11 protein-coding genes are annotated in these 13,062 nt (G+C 68.5%); 6 read left to right on the top strand and 5 right to left on the bottom strand.

The annotated features are described in order from the left end of the window. Positions 1-191: 191 nt before the first annotated feature. Entirely contained in the window at positions 192-989 is a 798-nt protein-coding gene (locus J2Z30_RS18585) for a bacteriocin fulvocin C-related protein (protein ID WP_209468735.1), read from the top strand. 80 nt (positions 990-1,069) lie between these two features. Here J2Z30_RS18585 and J2Z30_RS18580 read toward each other — a convergent pair whose 3' ends face one another. Continuing rightward, a complete protein-coding gene (locus tag J2Z30_RS18580) occupies positions 1,070-1,492 on the bottom strand; it encodes a Rid family hydrolase (protein ID WP_044568224.1) in 423 nt (140 codons plus the stop codon). 47 nt (positions 1,493-1,539) lie between these two features. Next, positions 1,540-2,214, bottom strand: coding sequence for an HD domain-containing protein (locus J2Z30_RS18575; RefSeq protein ID WP_044568223.1), 675 nt, complete (start codon positions 2,212-2,214; stop codon positions 1,540-1,542). Between the two features lie 71 nt (positions 2,215-2,285). Between J2Z30_RS18575 and J2Z30_RS18570 the strand changes: the two genes are divergently transcribed. Next, complete coding sequence (locus J2Z30_RS18570) at positions 2,286-3,254, top strand: GlxA family transcriptional regulator (RefSeq protein ID WP_044568222.1); 969 nt, start codon at positions 2,286-2,288, stop codon at positions 3,252-3,254. Positions 3,255-3,379: 125 nt separating this feature from the next. Here J2Z30_RS18570 and J2Z30_RS18565 read toward each other — a convergent pair whose 3' ends face one another. Then, the gene (locus J2Z30_RS18565; RefSeq protein ID WP_044568221.1) at positions 3,380-4,282 is read right to left on the bottom strand and encodes a MurR/RpiR family transcriptional regulator; all 903 of its coding nucleotides are present in this window, start codon (positions 4,280-4,282) and stop codon (positions 3,380-3,382) included. Between the two features lie 53 nt (positions 4,283-4,335). Here J2Z30_RS18565 and solA point away from each other — a divergent pair, with 53 nt between their 5' ends. From solA to J2Z30_RS18545, 4 genes are read left to right on the top strand one after another with little or no spacing between them, the layout of a single operon-like run. After that, complete coding sequence (gene solA / locus J2Z30_RS18560; RefSeq protein ID WP_308279956.1) at positions 4,336-5,526, top strand: N-methyl-L-tryptophan oxidase; 1,191 nt, start codon at positions 4,336-4,338, stop codon at positions 5,524-5,526. Between the two features lie 22 nt (positions 5,527-5,548). Next, entirely contained in the window at positions 5,549-7,612 is a 2,064-nt protein-coding gene (locus J2Z30_RS18555) for a hydantoinase/oxoprolinase family protein (RefSeq protein WP_044568219.1), read from the top strand. Then, positions 7,609-9,273 carry a hydantoinase B/oxoprolinase family protein gene (locus J2Z30_RS18550; RefSeq protein ID WP_044568218.1) on the top strand — a complete coding sequence of 555 codons (1,665 nt, stop codon included), beginning with the start codon at positions 7,609-7,611 and terminating at the stop codon, positions 9,271-9,273. The genes J2Z30_RS18555 and J2Z30_RS18550 overlap by 4 nt, the downstream gene beginning before the upstream one ends. Positions 9,274-9,331: 58 nt before the next feature. Further along, positions 9,332-10,573 carry an MFS transporter gene (locus J2Z30_RS18545; RefSeq protein WP_245388139.1) on the top strand — a complete coding sequence of 414 codons (1,242 nt, stop codon included), beginning with the start codon at positions 9,332-9,334 and terminating at the stop codon, positions 10,571-10,573. On the opposite strand, the gene J2Z30_RS18540 is transcribed toward J2Z30_RS18545, so the two are convergent. Further along, entirely contained in the window at positions 10,570-11,553 is a 984-nt protein-coding gene (locus tag J2Z30_RS18540; RefSeq protein ID WP_209468734.1) for an NAD(P)-dependent oxidoreductase, read from the bottom strand. The two genes, J2Z30_RS18545 and J2Z30_RS18540, sit on opposite strands and share 4 nt — an antisense overlap. Continuing rightward, complete coding sequence (locus J2Z30_RS18535; RefSeq protein ID WP_044568216.1) at positions 11,550-13,037, bottom strand: MFS transporter; 1,488 nt, start codon at positions 13,035-13,037, stop codon at positions 11,550-11,552. The genes J2Z30_RS18540 and J2Z30_RS18535 overlap by 4 nt, the downstream gene beginning before the upstream one ends. Between the last annotated feature and the right edge of the window lie 25 nt (positions 13,038-13,062).

Below are 13,062 nucleotides of genomic sequence, written 5' to 3'. Positions count from 1 at the left end.
TGACATCTCGGGAATCCGTTCCGTCGAGTCGTTGGGTCTTAGCCTTCGACTCGTCTTGTGGTAGCTGCAGGCGCCTCTCCGAGAGGATTCGGAAAGCTTGCTCCGGACGACTGGAGACCGTTCCGCTGAATCACCCGGAAGCGGTGGAGTGGCGACAGGCCACCCTGGGTGAGGACGCTGAATGGAAACCCGTGCTCTTCCGCGTCACCGTCGGCTCGGTGCGCGCGTGGACCGGACGTTCAATGGTCTTCCCCCTGCTGCGGCACCTCGGCCCTGTGTCATCGGTGAAGGTCACATACGCCCTGGGCGGGCTGCGCAATGAACTCACCGCCGCCCACAACGAGGAGCACGGCCGCGGGGTCACCCGGAAGAAGTTCCTGCAATTCGGTGCGGGAACCGCCATCGCCGGAACGCTGATCATCCGCGGACAGCTCCCCGCCTACGCCAGCGACCCCGCTGGTGCCTGGGTACGCGCGAACGCCCACAAGCTGCCCACCACGTACGACGACTTCGTCGGCTATCCGCTCGACTACCGCCGTGCCATCTACCGGCAGATCACCCCGCAACTTCGCAGCGCCTTTTGGCGGGAGCAGTTCGACCGCTACCGGGCGAGCAACCCGGATCTGACCGGTGACCAGTCCGCGGTGCTCGCCGCCGCTCGTTCCGCCGCCACCCCGGCTGGGCTGAGCGCCCCGCGCCGGGCGCCCAGCGCGTGGGACGTCGACTTCGGACGTCGCGCACGTGATGCCTTCGGCTACGACGAGGCCGCCGCGCTCTTCACCGTTCTCGGCTCGCCCGCCGAGCCGAGAACGGCGCACAGGGAAGCGCCGCACGGCGCGGCGTCCGCCTTGCGTGACTGCAACTGTTCCCAGGCTGACCCATGGTGCGGCACGGTGATCAAGTGTCAGTTCGATTTCGACTGCTCCACCACGCAATTCGGCTGCGGCACCCTGGGGTTGTACGCCTGCACCGGCCTCTGCGATTCCTGATCGATCCTGGATCGCGAACCTCGCAACCGCGTCAGTCGTGACGGGCTCCTGGGCCCGGGAGCGGGCCCAGGAGCGGCGGTCTACCGGGCCGCGTCGGGATACGCGGCGGTCGCGCGGATTTCGACGAGGAGTCCCGGGCTGGCGAGGCCGCTGACCCCGATGATCGTCCAGGTCGGGTAGGGCGCTTCGACGAGGCGCTGTTTGGCCTCGACGAAGCCGGGCAGGTGCCGGCGGATGTCGACGTGGTAGCTGGTGACGTCGACGAGGGCGGTCAGGTCGAGATTCTCCAGCCGAAGGATCTCCTCGATCTTCCGGATGGCGATCTCGGTCTGTTCCTCGATGGTGTCCGGGATGGTTCCGTCGGCGCGGCGACCGATCGTTCCGGCGATGAACAGGAGGCCGTGCGCGCGGACCGCGGCGGAATAGCCGAAGCTCGCGAAGGCGCCGGTGGTTTGCCCGAAGACCGTGTTGTCCTCGGGGACCTCGACGGTGTGGACGGTCATTGTGGTGGTTCCTTTTCCTTGTTGACGGGGCGGTGGAGTCCGTGGGGTCAGTTGCCCCAGCGGGACGAACGGCAGGCGTGCTCCAGCCGGGTCCGGCCGAAGGTCTCGCGTTCGCGGAGGAATTCGCCGGGGATCGTGTACCGGGGTGCGTTCTTCGGGTTTTTCGCGGCCTGCGCGACGATCGCGTCGGTGAGTGAGCGGATCATGTCCAGCCGTGGATAGGCGGCGTGCACCGCGTCGGCCTGCTCATCGGTGACGGCTTCGACGTGGTCGGCACCCAGTGGGCCGCCGAAGTCGAGGGCGACGCCTTCGCGGACGAGCACGCACAGCGTGCCGCGGCGTTCCGCGATACCCGGCGAGGTGTGCAGGGCGATGGCCTGCCAGACCTGGTCGGCGTCGGCCGCGGGCACTCCGCGGTCGGTGAGGAATGTGGCGGCCCGGTCGGCGCCTTCGACCTCGAACCGCCGGCCGTGCGGGCCGTCCGACGCCACGCCGAGGTCGTGCATCGCGCACGCGGCGAACAGCAGGTCGTCGTGGTAGTCGTGGCCGACGGCCAGGCCGAGGCGGCCGGCCACCAGCCGGGCGAACAGGTAACTGCGGATGCTGTGGTTGAACACGGACGGCGTTTCCACCGGCCGGATGAGATCCATGACGGCGTCGGCAAGCGGTGTGCCGGGCAGCGTGATCAGGTCGGCGGTCGCCTCGCGGGTAGGTCCGGTCATGTCTTCAGCCTGGCCGCGACCGCCCTGACCTGGCGAGAGGCAAAATTACCTCACTTCGATAGGATCTTGCCATGACAGTGCATCGAGTCGCGGTCCTGGCGCTGGACGGGGTCACCCCGCTCGACCTGGCGATCCCGACGCAGATCTTCACCACCCGGCCGGAAACCCCCTATGAGATGACCCTGTGCGCGCTGGACGCGAAGGTGACCACCACCGCGGGTTTCGCCCTGGTCGCCGACGGGGGACTGGAGCAGGTGCGCGGCGCCGACACCGTGATCGTGCCGGGATTCGAACCGATCCTCCGGCCGCCGGACGCCGTGCTCAGCACGCTGGCCGAGGCCCGCGACCGGGGCAAACGTGTGGTGTCGATCTGCACGGGCGCCTTCGCACTGGCCGCGGCGGGCGTGCTGGACGGGCTGCACGCCACGACCCACTGGAGGCATATCGACGAGTTCGAGCGGGGCTTCCCGGCCGTCACGGTCGACCGCGACGTGCTCTACGTCGACGAGGGCGACGTGCTCACCTCGGCCGGGGTGTGCTGCGGCATCGACCTGTGTCTGCACCTCGTGCGCCGCGACCTGGGGGCGGTGGTGGCGAACGAGATCGCCCGCGGTCTGGTGGCCGCCCCGCACCGGGATGGCGGGCAGGCCCAGTACGTACCGGCTCCCGTCGCGGTGGCCGGTGAGGCGTCGCTGTCCGGTACCCGGGGATGGGCCCTGGAGCGGCTCGGCGAGCCGCTCACGCTGCGCGTGCTCGCCCGGCACGCGGGTCTCTCGCAGCGTACTTTCATGCGCCGGTTCACCGAGGAGACGGGCACGACCCCGTTGCAGTGGTTGCAGGGCGCCCGCCTCAGCAGGGCGCGGGAACTGCTGGAAACCACGGACCACTCGGTGGACCGGGTGGCGCGGGGCTGCGGGCTGGGCACGGCGGCCAACCTGCGGCTGCACTTCCGGCGCGCGCTGGGCACCACCCCCACCGCCTACCGCCGCACCTTCGGGCGCTCGACGCCGCCCGGTCCCGCCTGTTCCCAAGCGCTATAGGCGGCTCCTACAGCGCTCGCTCACTTTTCGTCTCTGCCTCTCAACGCGCTTATCGCCTCTTACTTCGGTCGAGCGGACGAATAAGCATTGAGAGGTCCGGCGGCATGACCACAACCATGCATGGCTCATAGCTCCGGCAGCTGGCTGATGTCGAGTTCGGTGCCCGCGATCTCGGTACGCAGGGCGTTGAGCTGCTGGTAGTGGTCGACGGCGGAGGAACGCCGCGCCGCGACCAGCTCCAGCACGATGGCGTGCAGGATCGTCAGCGGCGCGATGAGTTCGTTCGCCGCCCCGTCGGTCGAGTCGGGCAACGGCAGCAAGATGTCCGCCCGGGTTCCCCTGCCTTCGTCGGTGGCTTCGGTGAGCAGAATGCTGCTCGCGCCGACGCGATGGGCGTGATCGAGAAGGATGCCGATCTCGCGGAACACCCGCAGTGGGGCGACGGCGACCACCGCGTGGGAGGGTTGCAGCCGCAGGAGGTCGTCGGCGAGGCGGAATCCGGTCGCCGTCCAGGCATCGGCCGCCTTGCCCACGCGCCTGAGGCTCAAGGCGAGGTGTTCGGCGACGGAGGCGCCGGGGCCGATGCCGTACGCCCAGACATGCTCGGCCTCGTTGATCGCCGCCACCGAGCGGGACCACTCGTCACTCTCGACGAGGGCGGGCACCTCACCGAGCAGCGCGAGCCCGGCGTCGATCACTGGTCGCAGCACGCCGTGCTCCGCCGGGCTCAGCCGCTGCACCCGGTCGTCGAGGACCTGCGCGGGATTGCGGCGGCGGGTCAGGTGCTCGACCAGGCTGCGCTTGAGGTCGTTGAGTCCGTCGAAGCCGAGCTTGCGGGCCGTGCGGATCACTGTGGCGTCGCTGGTCCCGGTGATCTCGCCGAGCTTCGCGGCCGAGGAGATGGCCGTTTGCTCGGGGTGTCGTTGCAGGTAGTCGGCCACCGCCCGTTCTCCGGTGGAGAGCGTCGCGGAGCGGTTGCGGATGCGGTGCCCCAAGGTCTCGCTCGCTGAAGTGTTCACGTCGTCCATTGTCCATCCAGGGATGAAGTGTTTGCTTCATCCATTGTCTGTGTGTGATGTGAATGCTACGTTCCTCGCGCAAACGGCTCCCGACACCTGCGGAGACAGCGATGAAACCACGCCACCAGCCGAGAGTCGCCGTCATCGGCGTGGGCACGATGGGCAGCCAGGTCTTGCACAGGCTCGCGACCATCGGCGTGCCTGTGACCGGGTTCGAGCAGTTCGACGTCGGCCACGAACGGGGCGCCGCGGGCGGGGAAACCCGTATCTTCCGCGTCGCCTACAAGGAGGGCGGCAGTTACGTGCCCTTGTTGCGCGAGGCCCGGCGCGCGTGGGACCGGCTCGGCGCGCAGGCCGGCGTCAGGCTGCTCGATCCGTGCGGGGCGCTGACCATCGGGTCGGCGCAGGATCCCGATGTGCGCACCGTCGTCGACGTGTCCGAGCAATGGGGACTCGACGTCGAGCGGCTCGACCACCGTCAGACGGCGCGCCGGTTTCCGCAGCACCGGCTCTTCGACGACGACGTGGTGCTACTCGACCGGCAGGGTGGGCTGCTGCATCCGCACCGCGCGGTGACCGAAACCGCCCTGCTCGCCCAGAAAGCCGGTGCGTTGATCCATACCGGCCACTCCGTCGTCGATGTCGTCGACACCGACACCGGTGTGGCCGTCCACTACCGCCGGGGCGACGAAGTCAAGGTCGAGAAGTTCGACCAGGCGGTCGTGTGCACCGGCCCTTGGATCACCCGCAGCGTGCCGAGGCTTGCGCGCGAGGTCGAGATCCGCCGCGCCGTGCTGTGCTGGTTCGATGCCGGACCGGGATGGGCTCCCGAGCACTTCCCGGTGGGAATCCGCCGCAGCAGCGGGGAGAACACCTTCTCCTTCTTCCCGGACGTCGGTGGTGGCCTGAAGATCAACCTGCATGTGCCGAAGTCCGTTGTGGACGATCCGGACCGGCTCGACCCGGTGGTGGAGCCGGAATATGTCCCGCGTGTGTCGGCTGCGGTGTCGCGGTGCCTGAACGGCCTGCCGACGCGGCCCGCCGTGGTGCGTACGTTCATGGAGGGCTACACCGCGGACAACCACGGCATCATCGGCCGCGACCCGGAGCGGCCCAATGTCCTGATCATGGGCGGGTTCTCCGGGCACGGTTTCAAGCTGGCTCCGGTGTTCGCCAGGTCCGCCGTGGACCTGCTGCTGACCGGCCGTACCGATGTCCCCATTGACCACCTGTCGCTGTCGCGGCTGGCCTGATCTCCATCCCGAAGGGATTTCCATGCTCCGCATCGGAATCGACGTCGGCGGCACGTTCACCGACGTGACCGCCCTGGACGCGGCTACAGGCCGGTTTTACATCCACAAGCTGCCTTCGACCACCGACGACCAGTCCGTGGCGGTCGCCGAAGGTGTCCGTGCGGTACTGCGACAAGCCGACGCGGACCCCGGGGAGGTCGGATATCTCGGGCACGGCACCACCGTTGCGACCAACACCGTACTGGAGTCCAACGGCGCACTCACCGCTTTGGTGACCACCACGGGACTGCGGGACATCCTGGAGATCGGCCGCCAGCAACGCCCCGACCTCTACGACATGGACGCGGACAAGGCGCCTTCGCTGGTCCCGAGGTCGCTGGTGCACGCGGTCGTCGAGCGGATGTCCGCGGAAGGCAAGGTGCTCACCCCGCTGGACGAGGACGACATCGCCGCCGCGGTGGATCGGGTCCGCGAGGCGGAGCCCGAGGCGGTTGCGGTCTGCTTCCTGCACAGTTACCGCAACGGAGACCACGAACGGGAGGTCGCCGACCGGTTGCGGGCCGCTCTACCGGAGGTCTACGTGTGTGCCTCCGCCGAGGTGGCGCCGGTGTTCCGGGAGTTCGAGCGGTTCTCGACCACCGTGGTCAACGCCTACGTCGGCCCGAAGATCAACCGGTATATGTCGCGGCTGGCCGAGCGGATCCGGGCGACCGGGGTGCCGGTCGAGCCCAGGGTGATCGGCTCCAGCGGCGGCATGATGTCGCTGGACTCGGTGAGCCGGTACCCGGTGACCACGCTGTTGTCCGGGCCTTCGGCGGGCGTCGTCGCGGCTTCGCATGTGGCCGGGCAGGCCGGTTTCTCCAACCTGATCACCTTCGATATGGGCGGTACCAGCACCGATGTCTGCCTCGTACGCGACGGGCGGGCACTGGTGTCCTCGCAGCGCCGGATCAACCACCGCCCGGTCCGCACGCCGTCGCTGGACATCCACACCGTCGGTGCCGGCGGCGGCAGCATCGCCCGGGTGGACTCCGGCGGGGCGCTGGAGGTCGGCCCGAGCAGCGCCGGTTCGCAGCCCGGCCCGGCCGCCTACGGGCGGGGCGGCGTCGAACCGACCGTCACCGACGCGAATGTCCTCCGTGGACGGTTGAACCCGGAGTACGTCCTGGGCGGCGCGCTCGCCGTGGACTACGCGGCAGCCGGGCGTGCCGTGGACAGCGTCGCGCGGGCGATGGGGGCCGACCGGTCGGTGGCCGCACGCGGCATCGGGCGGATCGCGGCGGTCAACATGGCCGGAGCGGTGCGCAAGGTTTCGGTGGAGGCGGGCGAAGACCCGCGCGGTTATGTCCTGGTCGCCTTCGGCGGGGCCGGCCCGCTGCACGCGGTCGAGGTCGCTCACGAGGTCGGCATGAGCACCGTGCTGGTGCCGCCGAATCCGGGCACGCTGTGCGCGCTGGGACTGCTCGTCACCGACATCCGCACCGAGTTCGCCAAGGCCGTGCTGGAGGAGGCCGACGAGCGCGACCCCGACAAGCTCAACGAGGTGCTGCACGAGGTGTACGAATCGGCTCGTGGCTGGCTGGCATCCGAAGCGCCGCCCGGTGCGGACACGAAGATCACCGGAGAAGCCAAGATGCGCTACGCCCGGCAGAATTTCGAGCTGTCGGTTGCCTTGCCGCAGCGGGTGATCGACGCGGCGCGGTTCGACTCCGGTGCGGTGGCCGAGATCGTAGCGGCGTTCCATGACCTGCACGCCAAGAGCTACGGCTTCGCACACCGCGACGCTCGGGTGCAGATCGTGGAAGTGCAGCTGACCGCCGCCGCGGCGGTCGACAAGCCGGAGCTGCCGGCCATCGCGGAAGGCTCCGAGTCAGGGGAAGCGCTGATCGGCCGCCGCCGGGTCGACTTCGACGCGTCCGGCCCGGTTGACACCCCGGTCTACGACCGCACGGGCCTGCGGGCGGGCACCGTACTGCCGGGCCCGGCGATCGTCGAACAGCTCGACACCACCACGGTCATCACCCCGGACGCCACCGCGCGCGTCGACCGCTACGGCAACCTCATCATCGAAGTGGAGCAGCGATGAAGACTCTCGACCCCATCACAGTGCAGGTGATCGGCGCGTCCCTGGTGACCGTCGCCGAGGAGATGGGCGCGGTGCTGCGCCGGGCGAGCTACTCGACGAACATCAAGGAACGCTCGGACTGTTCGACTGCGCTGTTCGATGAGCACGGCAAGTTGGTCGCGCAGGCCGAGAACATGCCGATCCACATGGGATCGATGACCGGCCTGATCGACTCGCTGGTGGCCTCCGAGCTGACAGTGCGGCCGGGGGATGTGTTCATCACCAACGATCCCTACCACGGCGGCGGCACCCATCTGCCGGACATCACCATGGTCAAACCGGTGTTCGCCGACGGTGAGTTGATCGGCTACAGCGCGAACATCGCGCACCACTCCGACATCGGCGGCCGGGTTCCTGGCAGTAACGCCGGTGACTCGAACTCGCTTTTTCAGGAGGGCCTGCGCATTCCGCTGGTCAAGTTCGCCACGATGGACGGTGTCGAGCAGGCGCCGTTGGCATTCATCGGGCTGAACTCGCGGCTGCCCCAGGAGCGGCGCGGTGACATGCTCGCCCAGCTGGCCTCGGTGGAGATCGGGGAGCGGCAGCTGCGCGAGGTGCACCGGCGCCATGGCCGGGAGACGGTCGGCGCGGCCACCGCATACCTGCTCGACCACTCCCGCAAGCGGCTGGCGGCGGCGTTGCGCGAGGTCCCGGACGGTACGTACCGATTCCACGACCTGATGGACCCCAGCGACGGCCCCGCCACCGCGATCGCGGTGGCGATCACCGTTGACGGCGAACACGTTTCGCTGGACTTCGCGGGTACCGGTCCGCAGTCGCCGGTCGGCATCAACGTGGTGCGCCCGGCGCTGGAAGCGACCGTCTACTATGCGCTGAAGGCCGTGCTGGATCCGGGAATTCCGCCCAACGGCGGGTTTTTCGACGCGGTGCGGATCGACGCGCCGCACGGCAGCATCGTCAACCCGGTCGAGCCCGCGCCGGTGACCGCCCGCACCGACACCTGCCAGCGGGTGGCCGACGTGGTACTGGGCGCGCTGGCCGCCGCGGTACCGGAGCGGGTTCCTGCCGCCAGCCACAGCACCGTCACCTATGTGACGTTCTCCGGGGAGTGCGACGGCGACTTCTTCGTCTACCCGGAGGTGGTCGCCGGGGGCGGCGGTGCCCGGACTACGAAGGACGGTCTGGACGCTGTCCAAGTGCACATCACCAACTCCTCGAACCTGCCGATCGAGGCGCTGGAACAGGAATACCCGCTGCTGGTCGACACCTACGAGCTGATACCCGACTCCGGCGGCGCGGGCACCCACCGCGGCGGCCTCGGAGTGCGCCGGGACGTACGCATCCTCGGTGACAGTGCGGAATTCTCCGCGCATGCCGACCGGCAGGCAACCCGGCCATGGGGCCTGAACGGCGGTCACGACGGGAGTCTCGGACGCTTCATCGTCAACCCCGGCCGGGACGACGAGCACCGGCTGCCGGGCGGGCGGGTGTCCGGCGTACAGCTGCGCCAGGGCGATGTACTCCGGGTGGAAAGCCCCGGCAGCGGTGGCTTCGGCGACCCGGCCTCACGTAGTCCGGAACGGGTGCGCGAGGACCTGCGCAATGGGCGAATCACCGAGCAAGCGGCACGCGACCTCTACGGATTCCGGTCGGCCGACTGAGTGACCGCGGTCCCACGGCGCTGATCGAACCCTGGTATTGACCGATCGGAGTGCACGCATGACCACCACATCGACTGCTCCCTCTTCCGCCGGCGTCGACAGATCCCTCGTTCGGCGGGTGACCTGGGCAACCTGGACCGGCTGGGGCCTGGACGGATTCACCAACCAGATGTTCCCCCTCGCCCTCGGCGGGATCATCGCCACATTCGGCCTCACCACGGGGCAGGGCGGGTTGGCCACCTCCTGCGCGCTCATCAGCTCCGCTGTCGGCGGCGTGGTCGGCGGCAGGCTGGCGGACCGCTTCGGCCGGGTCCAGGTCCTGGTACTGGTAATCGGCGCTTACGCCCTGTTCACGGGCCTCACCGCCACCTCGCAGAACTTCGAGCAGCTGCTGTTGTGGCACACGCTCGAAGGTCTCTTCTTCGGTGCCGAATGGCCGGTGGGTGCCGCGCTCATGGCGGAATACGCGGCTCCGGAGCGCCGGGGGAGGGTGCTGGCATGGATCCAGTCCGCGTGGTCCGTGGGCTGGGCCGGCGCGAACCTCGCCTACCTGCTCAGCAACGCCTGGTTGCCGGAGACGGCCGCGTGGCGGGTGATGTTTGTGACCGGCGTCCTGCCCGCGCTGGTGGCTCTGCTGATCCGGCGGAAGCTACGCGACGTGCCGACGACCCAGGTGCAACGGAAGCCGCGCGAACAGGGCGCATTCGCCGAGCTTTTCGCTCCAGGACTACGCAAACACACCGTGTTGGGCACGCTGTTCGGTGCGAGCGGTCTGGCAAGCACCTACGCGATGCAGACCTGGATTCCGCTGTACCTGAAGGAAGACCGTGGGCTCAGCGTCAGCGACACCGCAATGTACATCTGGTTCATGATCGCCGGGAACTGGCTCGGCTATGTGCTCGGCGGCCACCTGCACGACCGCATCGGACGACGCTGGGCGTTCACGGTTTTCTATCTGGGAACGACAGTGTTCGGATTCCTGTTCATGGCAGTTCCGCTCGATGCCCTCTGGTACAACCTGCTGCTCGCGTTCGTGGTCGGCTTCTTCATCTCGGCCCAGGCGTCAGGCAAGGGCGCCCTGTTCACCGAGCTGTTCCCGGCACGCGTCCGCGGCACCGGCGCGGGCGTCACGTACAACGTCGGGCGCGGTGTCGCGGCGTTCAGCCCGGCGTTCATCGGCTGGGCAGCGGCGGGAAGCGGGCTGGGCAGGGCAATCGTCACCGTGGTGATGATCTGTACCGTCCTGACCCTCCTGTTCATCTGGCTACTGCCGGAAACCAAGGGCCGCGTCCTGGATTAGAAGGTCACCGAAGTGTCGCTGCTGGATGTGTTCATCGGTGAGGCGATACGGACGTGCGCCATGCGTTCGTAGACACGTGCGAGGGCCTGGTTACCGTCGGCCTCCTGCCCGTGTGACATGGCCTCCAGGTACAGCTGCAGCACCCCGGACGCCCCGGGTAGCGGCATGCCCTGGGCCGCCGCCGTGTCCACCGCGATGCGCAGATCCTTGACCTGGAGGGCGACACGGAATCCCGCGCTGTCGTCCCCGTCGATCATCTGCGGGGCGAGATGTTCGAGTACCCAGGACGACGCGGCGCCGCCCAGGAGCGCTTGACGCAGCACTTGCGGTTGCACGCCGAAGCGGGAACCCAGGGTGAACGCCTCGCACGCCGCCTGGATGGCGAGCGCCACCGCGACCTGATTGCAGGCCTTGACCACTTGCCCTGAACCGACCGGGCCCACATCGGTGGTCGAGCCCATGGTCTCCAGTACGGGACGGACGCGGGCCAGCGCCTCGGCCGTGCCTCCCGCCATGATGGACAGTGCTCCCGATACCGCTCCGCGCACCCCGCCGCTGACGGGCGCGTCGACCAAGGCGAGCCGCCGGTCGGCGAGTTCGGCCGCGAGCTCTTGTGTGGCAAGGGGCGAGATCGTACTCATGTCCACGACCACCGTTCCCTCGGCGCAGTACTCGAGGACTCCGCCAGGACCGAGTAGTACCTCCCGTACGTGAGGGGTGTCCGGCAGCATGGTGATCACCGTGGACGCTCCCTCGAGCGCCCGCGCAAGGGTGCCCGCGACCTTGAGCCCTTGGCCGCGGGCCCTGTCGCAGGCCTGCGACGACGCGTCGTAGACGCACAGTTCGATACCGGCGGCCGCGATATTGCGTGCCATGGGCAGGCCCATGACGCCGAGGCCCACGAAGGCCACGGGCCCAGCGGCGGGAGCGGGGAGCCGGGAGGGGCCGGCCGGGTGTGTGGTGTCTGGTGTGTCGGTCACAGCGTTCCTCCAGGGGAGACGGGGGTCTGGGGTGTGGTAGGTCCTGCGGCGGGAACGACACCGGTCGCGGTGTCGTAGTCCTCCGCGTCCACGTCCTCGTCTGTCGGGTCCCAGCGGATGACCAGCAGACAGAGCAGTCCCGCGAATGGCATCAGGGCGAGCCACAGCAGTGCGTCGAGGCCGTATGCCGCGGTCAGCGCGGGCCACGCCACCAAGCCGATGGTGCCGCCGATGCGGTTGCCGAACTGGGCGAAGCCGACGCCCACTCCTCTGATCGAGGTCGGATAGGACAAGGTGGCGATAACCGCTCCCTGGGTTCCAGGGCCGGCGGCATGGGAGAAGATGAACACGCCGAGGAACAGGGCGGCGATCCAGATGGCGCCGTCGAACGGCTCCTTGCCGAAGAGATTGACCAGCAGCAAGGAGGCCGTGGTTCCGCAGAAGCCCCAGAGGGCGAGTCTGCTGATGCGTACCCGGGGTGCGAGCCAGGTGGAGAGCAGTCCGCCGCCGACTCCGAACAGCAGATTGAAGGCGAGAGGGCCGACAATGCCGGTCAGGATGGTCTGGCCGAATACCTGTTGAGTCACCACCCCGATGGAGAAGCCGACCGCGTAGTACTCCGCGCCCTGGCAGAAGTTGACCACAAGGGCGAGGAGCGTACGCGGACGATAGGTGCGGTTCCACAGCCGGCCGAAGCTCTGCAGAACCGGTTCGGTGCGTGTGCGCTTCGGCATGCGCAGCACGGCGTCGTCGGCGACGGTGACGTCCACGCCGTAGGCCTTGCGCAGGATGGCTGCCGCCTCGTGCAGGTCTCCGTTCATGGCCGCCCAGGTCGGGGACTCCGTCAGGTACTTGCGCCGGAGGTAGAGGACCGCCGCGGTGGGCACCACTCCGAACCCGACGACCACGCGCCAAAGTTCCCCGATGTCCCAGGACAGCGCCTGAAAGACGTAGTAGCCGATGAGGAGAAGGACGAAGGTGGATCCCACCGCCACGTACCAGACGGGGGCGTACAGGTTGAGTGCCCTGCCTTTGTTCCGGTGCGAGGAGTACTCGGCGATGAAGCTGAAGGCGACCGGGTAGTCGATGCCCACCGAGATGCCCATCAGGAAGCGGGCGGCGAGGAAGAACCAGGCGTTGGGCGCGATCGCGCACAGGAGGGTGGCGATGATCAGCACGACGAGGTCGGCGGTGAACACCTTCTCGCGGCCGATGCGGTCCATGAGTGTTCCGCCCAGCAGGGAGCCGATCAGCGCGCCGACCAGGATGGCGCCCGCGGTGATGCCCAGCATGAGCGAGGACAGGTTGAAGGCTTCCTGGACGTAGCTGAGGCCGAAGGCGATCGATGTGAAGTCGTAGGCGTCCATGAAGATGCCGGCAAGCGCGATGACGACGACGAACTTGGCATTGCCGCCGCGGATGCGGCCGCTGTTCACCAGTGAGGCGACGTCTTGGGGATGGCGTAGCACAAACGAGTCAGGCATGGGTGTCCTTCTTCGTGTCCGGGGA

It is taken from the genome of Streptomyces iranensis, assembly GCF_017874715.1.
Taxonomy (GTDB): domain Bacteria; phylum Actinomycetota; class Actinomycetes; order Streptomycetales; family Streptomycetaceae; genus Streptomyces; species Streptomyces iranensis.
This window is presented reverse-complemented; position numbering and strand designations above follow the sequence as displayed.

Excerpts from the sequence above, each read along its gene's own strand:
- J2Z30_RS18580 (WP_044568224.1), bottom strand. The coding sequence starts at position 1,492 with ATGACCGTCCACACCGTCGAGGTCCCCGAGGACAACACGGTCTTCGGG.
- J2Z30_RS18575 (WP_044568223.1), bottom strand. The coding sequence starts at position 2,214 with ATGACCGGACCTACCCGCGAGGCGACCGCCGACCTGATCACGCTGCCC.
- J2Z30_RS18570 (WP_044568222.1), top strand. The coding sequence starts at position 2,286 with ATGACAGTGCATCGAGTCGCGGTCCTGGCGCTGGACGGGGTCACCCCG.
- J2Z30_RS18565 (WP_044568221.1), bottom strand. The coding sequence starts at position 4,282 with ATGGACGACGTGAACACTTCAGCGAGCGAGACCTTGGGGCACCGCATC.
- solA (WP_308279956.1), top strand. The coding sequence starts at position 4,336 with ATGCTACGTTCCTCGCGCAAACGGCTCCCGACACCTGCGGAGACAGCG.
- J2Z30_RS18555 (WP_044568219.1), top strand. The coding sequence starts at position 5,549 with ATGCTCCGCATCGGAATCGACGTCGGCGGCACGTTCACCGACGTGACC.
- J2Z30_RS18550 (WP_044568218.1), top strand. The coding sequence starts at position 7,609 with ATGAAGACTCTCGACCCCATCACAGTGCAGGTGATCGGCGCGTCCCTG.
- J2Z30_RS18545 (WP_245388139.1), top strand. The coding sequence starts at position 9,332 with ATGACCACCACATCGACTGCTCCCTCTTCCGCCGGCGTCGACAGATCC.
- J2Z30_RS18535 (WP_044568216.1), bottom strand. The coding sequence starts at position 13,037 with ATGCCTGACTCGTTTGTGCTACGCCATCCCCAAGACGTCGCCTCACTG.